The organism is Quadrisphaera granulorum (assembly GCF_003149145.1).
Classification (GTDB): Bacteria; Actinomycetota; Actinomycetes; order Actinomycetales; family Quadrisphaeraceae; genus Quadrisphaera; species Quadrisphaera granulorum.
Map to the genome: position 1 here is coordinate 1 of NZ_QGDQ01000031.1, position 14315 is coordinate 14315.

Genomic DNA, 14315 nt, shown 5'->3' on the forward strand with positions numbered 1-14315 from the left:
AAGGTCACCAAGGGGCCGGGCAGCGCCAAGGCGGGGTTGGCGATGGCGTTCAAGCTCATCGAGGCTGCTCAGTGCCGGTGGCGGGCGATCACCGCCCCGCACCTGGTGGCGCTGGTGCGCGCGGGGGTCGTGTTCGAGGCCGGCAAGCGTGTGGAACGCCCCGACGAACTCGGTGAAGCCGGCGCGTCAGCGGCTGAGCAGGCCCTCCCGACCGCCGCCTAAACGATCTTCATCCACAGGTCTTGACAATTTCTCCCCGTCACCGCGGGCACCAGCTCAAAACCAGCGACGGCAACGACGAGCGACGTCGTGCTGATCATGCACGGCGGGCACATGCGCGCCGGCATCGCGCTGGGTGAAGCTCCCTTGCGTGCGGCCGGACACCAGCTGCTCATCCCCTCTCGACCTGGCTACGGCCGCACCCCCACCTCAGCCGGGCCCACCCCAGAACGTTTCGCCGACACCACCGCCGAGCTGTGCGCCCACCTGGGCATCAGCTCCGTGCGAGCAGTCCTCGGCATCTCCGCAGGAGGCCCAGCGGCGGTAGCCCTGGCCGAACGCCACCCGTCCCTGGTGCGCTCGCTCCTGCTGATCTCCGCCCGGTCCGCGCTGCCCTTTCCTACCGGTGCCACGCGCCTGGCCGCGCACCTGGCCTTCGGTGCCCACGTCGAACCCTGGACCTGGACCAGCGTGCGGGCTCTGCTGCGCCGCTACCCCTCGTTGGGGCTGCGGATGATGCTCTCGAGCCTGTCGACCTCACCGGCGCACCGGGTGATGGCCGACCTGAGCCCTGGCGAGCAGGACGAGCTCGTGCGCCTGTTCGCCGCCATGCGCTCAGGCCAAGGTTTTTCCATCGACGTGCGCCACCGGCTGGCTCCCGACCTCGGCCGTGCGGTCCAGCAGCCCGCCCTGGTCATCGCCTCCCGTCACGACGGGCAGGTGGATTGGCGCCACGCGGAACACCTGCACCAGAACATCTGCGGGTCGCTGCTGTGGCCGAGCCCCAGCCTGAGCCACCTGGTCTGGTACGGCTCCGGAGGCGACGCGACGCAACGGCGCATCGAGGACTTCCTCAGCGGTCTGTGAGTGGCTGCACCTCGCGGCACATCGGCACGTGCCGCGGAACGGTGCGCTCGGTCACCCCACGCTCTGGTACTGGAGGGGAAGTCGCGTTCACGTGCGATGAGCAAGCAGGGACTGCTCCCAGCAGGGCTGGCTGAATGGCACACCAGGGCACAACACCACTGAGGCATCCCCTGTGACGCATGATCGCGACCAACGGCGCTTTGCGCCTACGGAAGGCTCCCGGGGGGAGCGACCCATTCAGTCGCCTGCCCGGTGACGGCTGCGATGTGCTCGTAGTCCCTGTCGTAGTGCAGAACCGTCAGGCCGCGAGCTTCAGCCACAGCGGCAATGATCAAATCCGGAAGCGACGCTCCGCGGTGCTGCGACTCTCTGGCCAGACGCTGCTGGACCTCTTGTGCCCTCGATAGGTGACGCTCGTCGGTGTCTTGATAGAGAAAGATGCTGTTGCGGATGGTCCATATGCGGTCGTACTCGTCCGCGTTCTGGGACGAGAACAGAGCTTCGAGGTTGAGCACCGCGCAGGTGTGGATGAGAGCTCGCTCGAGGAGCGGCTGCACTCGCTGCGCCACGGCGTCGAGGTGGAGCCGGCTGTTGGCGCTCGTGTCGAGCATGTACTCCGTCAGCGCCACGCATCGTCCCTGGGCGAGTGACTCTGCGAAGTCCCTTGCTGCTTCATCAGCTCCATGTATTGCGCGACCAGTCGATTGCGCACAGCCTCTCGCAGTGCCTGGTTGACGGCGTCCTGTGGAGTAGGTGCGCCGAGCAGGTCCTGCGCTTCAGCGAGGATCTTCTCGTCGATGTCGTCAATGTGCGTGCTCATCGCTTCCTCCCTCGAAACGCCATTCAGCAGTCCCCGGTCGTGCCTCACCAGCTGGAAGCACTGCGAATGCTTGCCCCGCACCCGCTCCGCAACCTACTCGGCGCTCGGCTGGGTTGGTGCTGGAGCGCTGGCCCACGCGCGGTGCTGCGAGACGAGAATGGCGTCAGCTACGTGCTAGAGCTCCCGCGCCGCGAGGGCTTCCCGCTGTCGAGTGAGAGAGGTGTGCGTGTCCTCCTACGACGTGCTGCTGTTCCTGCCGCCTGACGAGCCGCACCTGTGGGGCGCCGCCGTCGAGGGTCAGCTGAAGGCCCTCGAGGAGCGCCCCACCGAGCCGGGGCTCGTGCTGGACGACTGCATCGAGCGGATCGCCGCGGCGTTACCTGAGTCGGCGTGGGCTGGGCCGCCGCGCGACACAACGACGGAGTCGGCTGTGCTGCTGGAGTTCACCCCCGACGCGGCGCCCGCGGTGAGGGATCTCGTGCTGGAGCTCGCTCCGACCCTGCGCCCCTTCGTGGCGTTTGACCTGCAGGTCGACGACTTCCTCGTCTGAGCGACAGCTGCCTCAGCAAGGGTGTTTGCGCGTGGGGCGCGGCCAGGGCGCCTCTATCCCAGGCTGACCTGCGGAACGGCTGTCCGACCGTGTCGACTCAGCAGCCGTCACCGGGGAGAACCCGAAGCCGTTCGAGCTGGTCGTCGTCGTGCCCGAGGCGCGTGTCCCTGGCCTTGCCCCGCGTTGTCGCGGCGTCGGGGCCAGCGTCCGCCTAGATCGTCACGTCCAGCAGCTCCAGTACATCCGGGTGGAAGAGCCCGATGACGTCGACGACGACGTCGGCCGCCGGGAGTTCCGCGGCTCCGCTAGCTCCCGCGCACGCCAGCCGTAGGGGCGGTACGTCACCGGCTGTTCGGAGCGGAGGGGTGCGAGCACCTTTGGGCGAGCTGGTCGCGTTCCACGCCGTCCCTGTCGGATGACCGCCGGCGGAAGCGAGCGATGTCGAGGAAGTCGCCTCCGCGCAGCCGCACCGCTCCGGGGGCCCGCTGAACGAGGGCCCAACCCGGCGTTGACTTCCCTGCTCCGCCGTAGCCGGAGATCCCGACCATCGCGGGGCGCTCGAGGTGTGTGCGAGCCGCACTGACTGGAGATGCCAGGGCTGTCGGCTCCGGACTGGGCCGGTCGTGGGGAGCCTGCAGCTTGCGTCGATCAGGCTCGCCGAAGCTCATGTTAGCGACTAACATAAAGGCATGTTAGTCGCTAACTCACGAGCTACTGGTCGCGACCGGGGCCGGGGATGGCCAGCGCTGGCAGCACTGTCCCTGTCGGTCGTGGTGGTCGGGCTCGACACGACAGTCCTCAACGTCGCGCTGCCGACGATCTCCGCGGAGCTGCGGGCCGGGACGGAAGCGCTGCAGTGGGTGGTCGACGCCTACCTGCTGGCGGTCATCGCGGTGATGCTGCCGGCGGGTCGCCTCGGTGACCGCTTCGGCCACCGCCGCGCGCTGCTGGTGGGACTCTTCGTCTTTGGTGTCGGGTCGGTGGCTTCAGCGCTGTCGACGTCGGTCGGCGAGCTGATCACAGCCCGGGCCGTCCAGGGCGCTGGGGCGGCGGTGCTCGTGCCGCTCGCCCTGGCGATCGTTACCACCGAGTTCCCGCAGGACCAGCGCGCCAGGGCCCTGGGTCTCCTCACCTCGGCGGTCGCGCTGGGACTGCCGCTCGGACCGCTCGTGGGAGGTGCGCTGCTCGCCCGGTGGTCCTGGGCGTCGGTCTTCTGGGTCAACGTGCCCGTCGTCGTCCTCGCCATCGCCACCGTCGTCGTCGCCGTCCCGGTCCGTCCAGGGCGCCGTGACGTCCGGCTCGACGCGATCGGCGTGGTCGCCTCCGCCGTGGGCTTGGTGAGCCTCGTGGGCGCGGTGATCCAGGCGCCTTCTTCAGGCTGGACGTCGCCGCGCACGCTCGTGCTCGTCGCCGTCGCGTTGGCCGCGATGGCGGCCTTCGCGGCGAACCTGCGACGCAGTCGCCACCCACTGGTGGACGTCGCCCTGTTCGGTGACCGGCGGTTCTGCGGCGGGGTCGTCGCCGTCGCCGGAGCGAGCGCTGTGCTGCTCGCCGTCCTCTTCGTTCTCCCTCAGCTGCTGCAGGGTGTCCGGGGGTTCGACGCACCGTCTGCCGCGCTCCGGCTGCTGCCGCTCATGGTCGGCCTCCTGGTGGCAGGCGCCGCCGGTGCCCGGCTCCAGCGGGCGTGGGGCACCCGGACGACGGCCGTGGCAGGGCTGCTCGTACTTGCAGCCGGGGCCGGCGGGCTGGCCGCAGCAGGGCCAGAGGCGCCGCAGTGGCTGTTCGCAGGGCTTCTCACGATCACCGGATCCGGCATCGGTGCCGCGGTCTCCACTGCGATGGACGCCGCCATGTCCACCGTCCCCGACACGGCAGCCGCAGCCGGTTCGGCGCTCATCAACACGCTCCGTCAGATCAGCGGTGCCTTGGCTGTGGCCGCCCTGGGCAGCCTGCTGGCGGCGACCTACGCCAACCACCTCCGGCCAGCAGTGGCCGGGTTGCCGCCGTCCTCACGTGGCCTCGCCCTCGGTTCCCTCTCCGGAGCTGGTGCCCTGCATCGCCTGGGCCTGGAGCAGGCTGCGGCGTCGGCGTTCACCACGGGCGTCGGCGCGGTGCTGCTCGCGTGCAGCGGGCTGGCCCTGGCCTGTGCGGCGACCACCTGGATGGTCTTGCCGAGCACACGAGTGCGACCTCCTGCCTGAGGTGCTGCGCCGCCGCGAGACCACGCTGTGGAGGATGACCCCTGTGGACGAGGGGGAGACCGCAGCGGCTGGCGCAGACCGCCACGCTCGACGACGGCAGGCCACCCGTGAGGAGCTGCACCGCCACGCGCTGAGGCTCTTCCAGGAGCAGGGCTACGCGGCGACTACCGTCGAGCAGATCGCCGCGGCTGCCGGGGTCTCGCACATGACGTTCTTCCGGCACTTCGCCGCGAAGGACCAGGTCGTCCTCACCGACGACCACGACGCGCGGCTCCAGGCTCTCGTGGCCCAGCGTCCGCACGATGAGCCCGCGCTGCAGATGGTGCGCGGTGCCATCCACCACGTCCTCGGTGAGGTCTACCCGACGCACCGGGACGAGCTGCTGCGCCGCTGGCGTCTCGTCTTGGTCACCCCTGAGCTGCGAGCACGGCAGGCCGAGCGGGCGCTGACCACCGAGCGCCTCATCGCCGACGGGCTGGCCACCCACCCCGGACACAACGCCGGAGCGGTCGGCACGCGTGCCGCTGCGGCCGCGGGCCTCGCGTGCGCCACGGCGGCGAGCCTTCTGTGGGCCGAGCGCGATGGCGTCGATGAGCTGCCGCAGCTCGTCGACGAGGCCTTCGACGCGTTGACTCCTCGCGTGGACGACGGCGCGTGAGCGGACGATCGCGGCCCTGAACGCAGACCGCGCGGTGTCAGGTGCGCGACCAGAAGGCCGTCGGGTCGGTTGTCGGCCGGAACCCCGCCACGCTCACAGCGTCGGCGACCTCGCGCCACCGACGTCCCAGGTGCTCCGGCGCGTGGGCGTCGCTCCCGAACGAGACCGCCTGGCCGCCCGCCGCGTGCCACCACCTCACGACCAGCATCTCCATCGGCCGGGTGGTGTTCACCTCCAGCGCCCTCCCGGAGCCTGCGAGCACCGTCAGCACGTGGCGCACCTGCTCTTCGAGGTCCGCCCACGGCAGTGGCCCTGCCTCCGGCGTCCAGTAGCGCAGCGGGTAGTCGAGGTGGCCGAGCACCTCGAATGGCGCATCGCTCGCCGCCATGACGGCCGCCTCGTCGAGGTAGGTCCGCACGGCCCCCAGCAGCCCTCGCTGGGCGACGGCCCCGCGCATCTCCACCACCTCGCCCGGCAGGTGCAGGTCGGGTAGGGCGTGCAGCGAGCCCACCACCCGCTCGAAGCCCCAGCCCGCGAGCTCGGCGACCTCCGCGGGGAAGCGGTGCCCTTCGCTCAGCTCGATGCCGCAGCGGATGCGCAGGTCGGGGAAGAGGTGGCGGCACCGCTGGACCGCCTCCACGTAGGCCCGCACGTGGAGCGGCTCGGTCATGAACCGCCCGTGCTCGTCGGTGCGGCCGCGGACCGTGCCCTTCCAGCTCCACCCGCCGGGCGGCGGTCGCCATGCGCCGAAGTCTGCGTGCTCGGTGAAGGAGATGGCTGGGAGTCCGAGCTCGACGGCGCGGGCACACGTCGCCTCCATGTCACCGGCCGAGGCGTCCCACGAATACTGGGAGTGCACGTGGTCGTCCGCCGGCCAGCCACTGCCCGTCATGCGGGCGATGGTGTCAGCTCCCCGGGGACCGCTCGGCGCGCACCTCCGCCGTTGCCTGGCCGAAGTTCGTCCCCTACCCGCAGGCTGACGCCGGTCCTTGTCTGGGGAGGCACCCGTCAGCGGAGCACGGCCAGCAGAACGGGTCGATCCTGACCTAGCCAGGTGCCCGTCAGCACGAGCTCGTCCGCTGCGGCGCTCGCCGTCGTCGTTTCGAGCACGTGGAGCACGGTGAGAAGGGCGCCGTCACATTCGATGCGTGACGTCGTGCCGGCCACCGTGACTCGCGGGCCGCTCCAGCCTGCGGCGGGTGCGGAGGGGGCCGTGCCGCTGCCCCGCACGCGCGCCGAGGCAGGCTGCAGCACCAGACCGTCGGGCGTGGAGAGGAAGAGGTCGGCTTCGTGGCCACCGGTGGCGATCGTCGAGGCGAGGACGGCGGCGTAGACCGGGTCGTGGAGGGCGTCGTAGATCCAGCGGTCGCCGAGGGTGGTGTGCGTCATCGTCGTGACCAGGGATTCCTCGGCGCCGGCGCGCGGGGCTCCGCGGTAGGTCAGCGGCACCTGGAGCACCTGCCCGTCGGCGGTGGCGAGCACGTGGGTCTCCATCCCGACCTCGCCGTCCGGGTCGTCGAAGCGGTACGAGCCGAGTTTCGTCAGCGACGACGTGTCGGCTCCGGCTGCCCACGGCTGGCGAGGCACCCACGCCGCCAGCAGCTCGGCCTTGGTGGGGACGATCGACGCCTGGTGGTGGACTGCCATCGCCGCAGCATCCCAGTCCGTGCTCGCTAGCGTGGACGGGTGCCCTTCACGCCTGCGCACGTGGTTGCCGCGCTTCCGTTGCTGCGGACGCCGCTGCCGGCTGACGGGCGCCGCGTCGGCGCAGTGGTCGGTGGCGCTACCGGATGCGCTGTGGTCGTCGTCCTGGCCCTGACCGGCTGCGCGAGCTCCGCCACCGATACGCAGGCCGCGCCTCAGGCGACCCCCGAGCACCGCACCTGGTCGCCGCCGCCGAGCGGGACGCGGTTCGACTACCAGCTGTCGGGCCCGTACACGCCCCCTGGCGGCGTCACGGTGGTGGCCCGCGACCGCACCGCCCAGCCCGCGGGCCTGGGCTATGACATCTGCTACGTCAACGGCTTCCAGACGCAGCCGCAGGACTCGGCCGCGTTCGCTGCGGCACACCCCGACCTGGTGGTGCAGACCGCCGACGGCCCCCTGGCGGACCCGGGTTGGCCGGACGAGCTGCTCTTCGACACCTCCACCGCCGCGAAGCGCGCCGAGCTGTCGGAGGTGGTCGGGCCGTGGATCCGCGGGTGCGCGGAGTCGGGGTTCGACGCCGTCGAGATCGACAACCTCGACAGCTGGACCCGGTCCCAGGAGCACCTCACCGCCGCCGACAACACCGCTCTGGCCGAGGAGTACGTGCGGGTGGCGCACGAGGCCGGACTGGCGATCGCGCAGAAGAACACGCCGGAACTGTCGGCGCGGCTGCGGGCGGCGGGTTACGACTTCGCCGTCGCCGAGTCGTGCGCGGTCTACGAGGAGTGCGACGCCTACACCGACCACTACCCGGTGGTGCTCGACATCGAGTACACCGACGGCCTGGGCGTTGATCGCTTCGACGAGGTGTGCCGACACCCCGACCGCCGCACGTCGGTGGTGTTGCGCGACCACGACCTGCTCACCCCCGACGACGATGGCTACGCCTACCAGGCCTGCCCTGCCTGAGGTCAGGACAGCAGGTCAGGACAGTGCGCTGTTCAGGGCCCCGCGGCGGTAGGTCCCCGGCGGAAGGCCGTACTGGGCCCGGAACAGGCGACTGGCCACGGCGGGGTCCCGCAGGCCCGAGCGCCGCGCCAGCGCCGCCACCGTGTGGTCGAGCAGCGACAGGTCGAGCAGGTCGTGCTTGAAGCTCTCCAGCCGCAGCTGGCGCACGAAGGTGGAGACGGTGGTGCCGTGGGCGGCGAACACGCCGCGCACCTGGCGGACGGAGACGTGGTGCGCGGCGGCCAGCTGCTCGGCGGTGGCGTCGTCGTCGGTGAGGTGCTCCTCCAGCCACTGCGTGTACCGGGTGAAGGAGCTGGCGGCCTTCCGGGAACGCAGGGATCCGGCGACGTCCTCCATCACGGCCCGAACCAGCGAGTGGACGGCATCGGCGCAGTGCACGCGTGCTCGCGGCGAAAGCGTCCCTCGCGCACGGGCGACGCTGACGAGAAGGTCGGCGAGCATCCCCCCGGCGGCGTCCGCCAGGGGGATCTCGCGGGCGGCCACGTCCGCCGCCGCATCCGTCGTACTGCCCTGTCGCAAGAACCTCAGGCGGCAGACCAGCCACCGGTGGGGTCCGTCGGTGCTGATGCGGAACGGACGGCCTCCGTTGTAGAAGGCCAACCTGCCCGGCTCCAGGTGCACCGTCCTGGAGGACTGGGTGAGGGTCACACGGCCCTCCAGGCACACCCCCACCGTCAGGCCCGGCCACGTGGAGGAGCCCGGAGCGGGGCGCAGCACCGGTGCCACGTCGACGGCGCCGTCACTGACGAACTCCACCATGTCCAGGTCCCCCACGTGCCAGCTCTCGAGGCTGAGCTCCGCGCCGGGTTCCCGCCACAGGAGGGAGATCGTCTCGTCCTGGGCGAGGGAGACGGCCTCCTGACCCGGGGTCGACAGGTAGCCGGCGAGCCGGGCGGGTGCCTCGACGCGGAGCGTGACCTCGGAATCGGTGGGTGCGTGGTCCGGCGAGGTCACGAGGTCCTCCTGGTGGTGGCCGGGGACCTGCCCCTGGCCTCGGATCATCGTCCCTTGCGGAGGCGCCCCAGGCTGGCGACGGCCACCGCGACGAGCAGGGCTGCCCCCGTGAAGACGGAGCTGACCCACGCCGGAGACCCGATCAGTGTGAGACCACTGGTGCTGACGGCCACGAAGACCACCCCGATGGCCGTTCCCTGGACGGACGGTCGGCCGACGTCGATGACGATGGTGGACAGCAGCACGGCGGTGAGTGCCGGGAAGAGCATCGTCATCCCGTTGTCCGACGTCGCTGCACCTTGACGAGCCAGGAGCAGCACCCCCGCCGCGGCTCCCACCAGGCCGGACGCGGCGAAGGCGAGCAGCTGGGTGCGCGCCACGTCCACGCCGATGAGACGTGCGGCGTTGACGTTGGAACCGATGGCGAACAACCGGCGCCCGAAGACGGTCTGGTCCAGGACGAACCAGACCACCAGAGCGAGCAGGGCGACGACGACGACGATCGCCGGCAGTCCCGCCCAGAGGCCGGAGCCCGCGCTGGTCAGGGCCGGGGAGATGCCTTGGGTGATCTGGAGCCCGCCCGTGTAGGCGAAGATCGCCCCGCCCAGCAGCGTCGCGGTCCCCAGCGTGGCGATGAAGGGGTTCATCCGCAGGTGCGCGACGAGCACCCCCTGGAACAGCCCGATCGTGAGGCCGGTGAGGAGGGCGAGGGCGATCGCCACCCCCAGGGGAAGCGCGTGGTGGCTCATCGCGGCGGCCGCGACCACCGACGACGTCGCCGCGACGGCACCCACGGAGAAGTCGAAGAAGCCTGCCGCCAGGGGGAACAGCAGCGCCAGGGCGACGGCGAACGTCACCGCCTGGTTGGCGGTCAGGGTGAGCCAGTTGGCACTGCTGCGGAAGGCCGGGCCCGAGACGGGTGACGCGGAGAAGAACACCGCGACGGCGAGGAGGAGCAGGAGCAGGCCGTATCTCTCGAGGACGTTCCCGAGGCTCCGGTGGCCCTTCGCGGGCATCGACGGTGACGGCTGGCCGGACGCCGGGGAGGCGTCCTCGGAGGTGGGGTCCGTGCCGACTGCTGGACTCGCGGGACTCATCGGGGATCCTCTCGGTCTTGGTGCACTGCCAGGGCAATGGCGCTTTCGTGCAGCTCGGCGCCGGTGAGCTCGGCGCGCAGACGGCCGTCTCGCAGCACCAGGACGCGGTCGCAGAGAGCCGCGAGCTCCACGAAGTCGGAGGAGACGACCAGGGCGGCCCGGTCGTGGCCGTCGACGTGGCGATGGATGAAGGAGTGGATGTCCCTGCGTGCCATCGCGTCGACGCCCTGGCTGGGCTCGTCCAGCAGCAGCAGCCGGGGCGAGGTCCACGTGGCACGCGCCAGCACGGCCTTCTGCTGGTTGCCTCCCGACAGCGAGGCGAACGGCACCTCGCCGTGGGCGGCGTGGACGGCGAACCCTGCCGCAGCCTTCACGGCGTCGCGTCGCTCCGCGCGCCGGTCGGCCCCCCACCAGCGGGCGTAGCGGGGGAAGGCGATCGCCGAGACGTTCTCCCACAGCGGACGGTCGGGGAAGGCTGCGTCGCGGGCGCGGTCTTCCGGCACGCAGGCGACACCGTCCGCGAGCGCCGCCCGCGGTGAGCGGTGGTGGATCTCCCGCCCGGCGAGCTGGACGCTGCCGGAGGTCCGGGGGACCTGTCCGGCGAGCAGCCCCAGGAGGCGGGACCTGCCCGAGCCGAGCAGGCCGGCCACCCCGACCACCTCCCCGGGGCGCACCTCGAGGTCCAGGGGGCCCAGCCCGGCGGTGCACAGGCCGCTGACTCGAAGCAGCGGCGCTGCTGTCGTCGGTGCCCGTGGCGTCCGTGCTGCAGGCGCTGCCTGCTCGGCCGCCAGACCCGTCATCATCGCGATGACGTGGTCTTCGGTGAGGCCGCTGACGGGTCCGCTGTAGGCCACCACGCCGTCCCGGAGCACCGTGAGGTCATCGGCCACCGCCAGCACCTCGGGGATGCGGTGGCTGACGTAGACGATGGTGTGCCCCTGCTCTCGTCGTCGGCGCAGCTCCTCGAGCAGCTCGTCGACCTCGTGGTGGGGCAGGCTCGCGGTGGGCTCGTCGAGCACGAGCACGAGGGGGTGCCCGCCGTCGTCGTCCTGGAGCGCCCTGGCGATGGCCACGCGGGTGCGGTCGCTGGGTCTGAGGGCCCGCACCGGTGCCTGCGGTGCGATGTCCAGGCCCGCAGCGGCGAGTTCCCGGGCGGTGCGCTCGTGGAGGGCCCGCCACCTCACGGCGCCGAGGCGCTGGGGGAAGCCGCTGACCAGGCCGAAGTTCGCGGCCACGCTGAGGTCGTCGACGAGGCCCAGGTCCTGGTGGACGAAGCGCAGCCCCGCTCGGTGGGCCTGCTGCGGGGAGAAGGAGTCCGCCGGGTGCGGCGTCCCGAAGACCTCGACCACGCCGCCGGGGTCGCCGCGGTAGACCCCGGCCACCACCTTGAGGGTGGTGGACTTGCCCGAGCCGTTGCCGCCCAGCAGCGCGTGCACCGTGCCCCGGGTGATCGAGACGTCGACCCCCCGGAGCACCCGCACCCCGTCGAAGGACTTGCTGATCCCGCGCAGGCGCAGCGCCGGGCCGGTGTCAGACACCCCGGACTCAGACACCCCAGGCCGCCCGGTACGCGGAGGCGTAGTCGACCGAGCCCTCGAACACGCTGCCCTCGGCGGGCAGGTTGTGCGTGGCGTCGACCAGCTGGATGCCGGCCCCGCTGTCGACCACCGGCTGCCCCGCGAAGGCGCGGTTGAGGCCGTCCATGCCGGCGTAGGCGAGCCAACCCGACGACCCGCCGATGCACATGCCGATGGCCTGCTGGCGGTGCAGGTAGCCGATGGACTCCTGCGAGCACTCGGCGCCCGCGACGGTGAGCTGCTTGCCCGACGTGCTCAGCGCCTGGGCAACGCCCGCGGGCAGCATGAAGTCGACGTCGACGGCGACGGCGTTCGCCGTCGGCGCCTGGAGCAGCGCGGTCTCGAACTTCTGCCGGATGTTGGGGATGTCGGCGGGCGTGATGACGACGGTGGAGACGACCTCGCATCCCGTGCAGGTGGCGATCTGCTCGTTGAACGCGTCGGCGAGGTACTCACCGAAGGCGACGCCGCGGAACTCGACGTGCACGACCTTCGCTGCGCCCTTCGTCTGGGCGATGACCCAGTCCGCGCGCAGCTTCCCCTGGTCGGTGTAGTTCTGGGCCGCGGTGCGGTCGTTGGAGAAGGGGACGTCGACGTCGAACTGCTTCTGGCCGCCGCCCTGCGTCGGGTCGTCGCAGTCGAAGGAGGTCAGCGAGGCCACGAGCACGCCCTTGGCGCGCGCCTCGGACAGCGCCTGGCTGACCGGGGCGCAGTCGATGGCCTCCAGCACGACCGCGTCGGCGCCGGCGGAGACCGCCTGCCGCACGCACTTGGCCCATCCGCCGTCGGCGTTGTTCTGACCGTCGCAGACGTTCGTCTGCCACCCCAGTGTGGTCGCGGCTTCCACGCCGCGCTCGGTGAGGTGGGCCAGACCGGGCACCTGCTGGGACGCCGAGATCAGCCACACGTTCTTGCCGGTGGCGGGCGCCGGGCCGGAGGTCGGTGGCGTCGTGCTGTCACCGGCGTAGCCGGCCTCGACGGCCGCTGCGGCACGTTCTGCGGCCGCGGTGTCGGCACCGCCCGCGCTCGCTGAGGCGGAGGTGGAGGAGGTAGTGGTGGAGCTGCACGCCGTGAGCGTCAGGAGCAGGAGGGATCCGGCGGCCAGGGCACGGAGCCGACGGCGGGGCTTTGCGGGGGACATGGTTGCTGGGGACATGGGGGGTCCTCTCGAAGTCGTCGGAACGAGCACGTCGGAGTTCGGCGCGCGGTCAGGCGCAGCGGGATGTCTGGAGCAGCGGGTAGCTGTCAGTCGAAGCCGGGCGGCAGGGCCTCGGTCCAGGCGAAGGCCGGCTCGACCTGGGAGGCGAGGCGCACCAGCGTCGCCTCGTCGAAGGGACCACCGATGAGCTGCGCGCCCACCGGTACGCCGTCGCCTGTGCGGTGCACCGGGAGGCTGATGGCGGGAAGTCCGGCGATGTTGGCGAACGCGGTGAAGGCGATCATCTGGTTCTCGGTGACCCGCGGACCGTCCGGTGTGGCGTTGGCCTCTTCCAGCACGGTGCCGATCGGCGGCGCGACGGTGGCCATGGTCGGGGTGAGCAGCACGTCCCAGTCGCGTCCCCACTGGGCGTTGACGGCGCGGGTCTCGTACTGGAGACGGGCGTCAGCGACGGCGTAGTCGCCGGCGCTGCGCTGGCGCCCGCGGTCCCTGCGGTACTGCAGGTACGGCTCGGCCAGCGTCTCGTCGACGTACGGGGTAGCCAGCACCCACGCGTTGACGATGACGTCGAGGTACTCGCGCAGCGCCACGGGGGAGTACCCATCCAGCTTCGCGGGGAAGACATGGTGCCCGAGGTGCTCCAGCTCCTCGGCCAGCCGCTGAGCGGCCGCGATGCTCTCGGCGTCGACCGGGACACCGTTGGGGGCTTCCAGCAGCAGGCCCACCCGGAGGCGGCCGGGATCACGACCGACCTCCTCGGCGAGCGGGCGCTGCAGCGCCGGGGCGTTATACCAGGACAGCGGGTCGGGAGTGGAGATGACATCCAGCAGCGCCGCGGCGTCGAGCACGGAGCGCGTGATCATGCCGTCCACGACGCCGTGGTCCCAGGCCGCCACGAAGGCGGGGACGCGCCCTCGGCTCGGCTTGAGCCCCACCGTGCCGCAGCACGAGGACGGCATGCGGATCGACCCGCCACCGTCGGAGGCCTGGGCCGCGGGCGCCAGGCCCGCTGCCACGGCTGCCGCAGCGCCTCCCGAGGAGCCACCGGCGGTGCGGCCGAGGTGCCACGGGTTGGCGGTGCGCCCGAACCTGCGGTTGTCCGACACCGACATCGGGCCCATCTCCGGGGTGTTCGACCGACCCATGAGCACCCCGCCCGCACGGCGCAGCGCCGCGATGACGAGGTCGTCATGGGTCCGCGGTTCCGTGCTGGTGCCGAGCGAGCCGAGCGTGTTGGGTTGGCCGGCTGCGTTCGTGAGCTCCTTGACCGGGATGGGAACCCCGAGGAAGGGCGGCAGGTCGCCGCCGGTCATGAGGAGTCGTTCGGCGGCACGCGCCTCCTGGAGCGTGCGCTCGTCGTCACGCCAGACGATGGCGTTGACGGGGCCGTCGAGCCTGTCGATGCGGTCGAGGTAGTACTGGGCCGCCTCGACCGGACTGGTGCGGCGGGCACGGATCTCCGAGGCGAGTTCCGTGGCGGTGGTGGTGGGTCTCATCTGGCCCCTCCCTGTGAGGTCGTGGCGAGGAGAGTGCCCAC

The 14315-nt window shown here is 71.6% G+C and carries 14 protein-coding genes and 1 pseudogene; 6 read left to right on the plus strand and 9 right to left on the minus strand.

What is annotated here, in order from left to right; translation table 11 throughout:
- Together BXY45_RS18790 and BXY45_RS18795 are read left to right on the plus strand one after the other, a co-directional pair.
- Window positions 1–222, plus strand: a pseudogene (locus BXY45_RS18790) (IS256 family transposase); the annotation flags it as partial.
- A 96-nt stretch (window positions 223–318) separates the two neighbouring features.
- Complete coding sequence (locus tag BXY45_RS18795) at window positions 319–1086, plus strand: alpha/beta fold hydrolase (RefSeq protein WP_245961923.1); 768 nt, start codon at window positions 319–321, stop codon at window positions 1084–1086.
- Between the two features lie 206 nt (window positions 1087–1292).
- Here BXY45_RS18795 and BXY45_RS18800 read toward each other — a convergent pair whose 3' ends face one another.
- Both BXY45_RS18800 and BXY45_RS18805 read right to left on the minus strand, forming a co-directional pair.
- Window positions 1293–1715, minus strand: coding sequence for a PIN domain nuclease (locus BXY45_RS18800; RefSeq protein ID WP_109776071.1), 423 nt, complete (start codon window positions 1713–1715; stop codon window positions 1293–1295).
- Complete coding sequence (locus tag BXY45_RS18805) at window positions 1706–1906, minus strand: type II toxin-antitoxin system VapB family antitoxin (protein WP_146211280.1); 201 nt, start codon at window positions 1904–1906, stop codon at window positions 1706–1708. Before BXY45_RS18805 ends, BXY45_RS18800 begins: the two co-directional genes overlap by 10 nt.
- A gap of 226 nt (window positions 1907–2132) precedes the next feature.
- On the opposite strand from BXY45_RS18805, the gene BXY45_RS18810 reads away from it, so the two are divergent.
- The 3 genes from BXY45_RS18810 to BXY45_RS18825 all read left to right on the plus strand — a co-directional run bounded on the left by BXY45_RS18810 (window position 2133) and on the right by BXY45_RS18825 (window position 5315).
- A complete protein-coding gene (locus BXY45_RS18810; protein ID WP_109776073.1) occupies window positions 2133–2456 on the plus strand; it encodes a hypothetical protein in 324 nt (107 codons plus the stop codon).
- 689 nt (window positions 2457–3145) lie between these two features.
- A complete protein-coding gene (locus BXY45_RS18820; RefSeq protein ID WP_109776075.1) occupies window positions 3146–4657 on the plus strand; it encodes an MFS transporter in 1512 nt (503 codons plus the stop codon).
- Window positions 4658–4691: 34 nt separating this feature from the next.
- Window positions 4692–5315 carry a TetR/AcrR family transcriptional regulator gene (locus BXY45_RS18825; protein WP_109776113.1) on the plus strand — a complete coding sequence of 208 codons (624 nt, stop codon included), beginning with the start codon at window positions 4692–4694 and terminating at the stop codon, window positions 5313–5315.
- Window positions 5316–5352: 37 nt separating this feature from the next.
- Here BXY45_RS18825 and BXY45_RS18830 read toward each other — a convergent pair whose 3' ends face one another.
- The gene (locus tag BXY45_RS18830; protein WP_109776076.1) at window positions 5353–6207 is read right to left on the minus strand and encodes a PHP domain-containing protein; all 855 of its coding nucleotides are present in this window, start codon (window positions 6205–6207) and stop codon (window positions 5353–5355) included.
- A 116-nt stretch (window positions 6208–6323) separates the two neighbouring features.
- Window positions 6324–6962, minus strand: coding sequence for a CG0192-related protein (locus tag BXY45_RS18835; protein ID WP_109776077.1), 639 nt, complete (start codon window positions 6960–6962; stop codon window positions 6324–6326).
- A gap of 39 nt (window positions 6963–7001) precedes the next feature.
- On the opposite strand from BXY45_RS18835, the gene BXY45_RS18840 reads away from it, so the two are divergent.
- Window positions 7002–7931 (plus strand): endo alpha-1,4 polygalactosaminidase, encoded by a 930-nt coding sequence (locus tag BXY45_RS18840; protein ID WP_211319742.1) that lies wholly within the window; start codon window positions 7002–7004, stop codon window positions 7929–7931.
- Between the two features lie 15 nt (window positions 7932–7946).
- Here BXY45_RS18840 and BXY45_RS18845 read toward each other — a convergent pair whose 3' ends face one another.
- From BXY45_RS18845 to BXY45_RS18865, 5 genes are all read right to left on the minus strand, one after another.
- Entirely contained in the window at window positions 7947–8945 is a 999-nt protein-coding gene (locus BXY45_RS18845; RefSeq protein WP_170131613.1) for an AraC family transcriptional regulator, read from the minus strand.
- A 44-nt stretch (window positions 8946–8989) separates the two neighbouring features.
- Window positions 8990–10042, minus strand: coding sequence for an ABC transporter permease (locus BXY45_RS18850; protein ID WP_109776079.1), 1053 nt, complete (start codon window positions 10040–10042; stop codon window positions 8990–8992).
- The gene (locus BXY45_RS18855; RefSeq protein WP_170131614.1) at window positions 10039–11580 is read right to left on the minus strand and encodes a sugar ABC transporter ATP-binding protein; all 1542 of its coding nucleotides are present in this window, start codon (window positions 11578–11580) and stop codon (window positions 10039–10041) included. The genes BXY45_RS18850 and BXY45_RS18855 overlap by 4 nt, the downstream gene beginning before the upstream one ends.
- Before the next feature lie 7 nt (window positions 11581–11587).
- Entirely contained in the window at window positions 11588–12775 is a 1188-nt protein-coding gene (locus tag BXY45_RS18860; protein WP_109776081.1) for a sugar ABC transporter substrate-binding protein, read from the minus strand.
- 89 nt (window positions 12776–12864) lie between these two features.
- Entirely contained in the window at window positions 12865–14274 is a 1410-nt protein-coding gene (locus tag BXY45_RS18865) for an amidase (protein WP_109776082.1), read from the minus strand.
- Window positions 14275–14315: the final 41 nt, after the last annotated feature.

Excerpts from the sequence above, each read along its gene's own strand:
- BXY45_RS18795 (WP_245961923.1), top strand. The coding sequence starts at position 319 with ATGCACGGCGGGCACATGCGCGCCGGCATCGCGCTGGGTGAAGCTCCC.
- BXY45_RS18805 (WP_146211280.1), bottom strand. The coding sequence starts at position 1,906 with ATGAGCACGCACATTGACGACATCGACGAGAAGATCCTCGCTGAAGCG.
- BXY45_RS18820 (WP_109776075.1), top strand. The coding sequence starts at position 3,146 with ATGTTAGTCGCTAACTCACGAGCTACTGGTCGCGACCGGGGCCGGGGA.
- BXY45_RS18825 (WP_109776113.1), top strand. The coding sequence starts at position 4,692 with ATGACCCCTGTGGACGAGGGGGAGACCGCAGCGGCTGGCGCAGACCGC.
- BXY45_RS18830 (WP_109776076.1), bottom strand. The coding sequence starts at position 6,207 with ATGACGGGCAGTGGCTGGCCGGCGGACGACCACGTGCACTCCCAGTAT.
- BXY45_RS18835 (WP_109776077.1), bottom strand. The coding sequence starts at position 6,962 with ATGGCAGTCCACCACCAGGCGTCGATCGTCCCCACCAAGGCCGAGCTG.
- BXY45_RS18850 (WP_109776079.1), bottom strand. The coding sequence starts at position 10,042 with ATGAGTCCCGCGAGTCCAGCAGTCGGCACGGACCCCACCTCCGAGGAC.
- BXY45_RS18860 (WP_109776081.1), bottom strand. The coding sequence starts at position 12,775 with ATGTCCCCAGCAACCATGTCCCCCGCAAAGCCCCGCCGTCGGCTCCGT.
- BXY45_RS18865 (WP_109776082.1), bottom strand. The coding sequence starts at position 14,274 with ATGAGACCCACCACCACCGCCACGGAACTCGCCTCGGAGATCCGTGCC.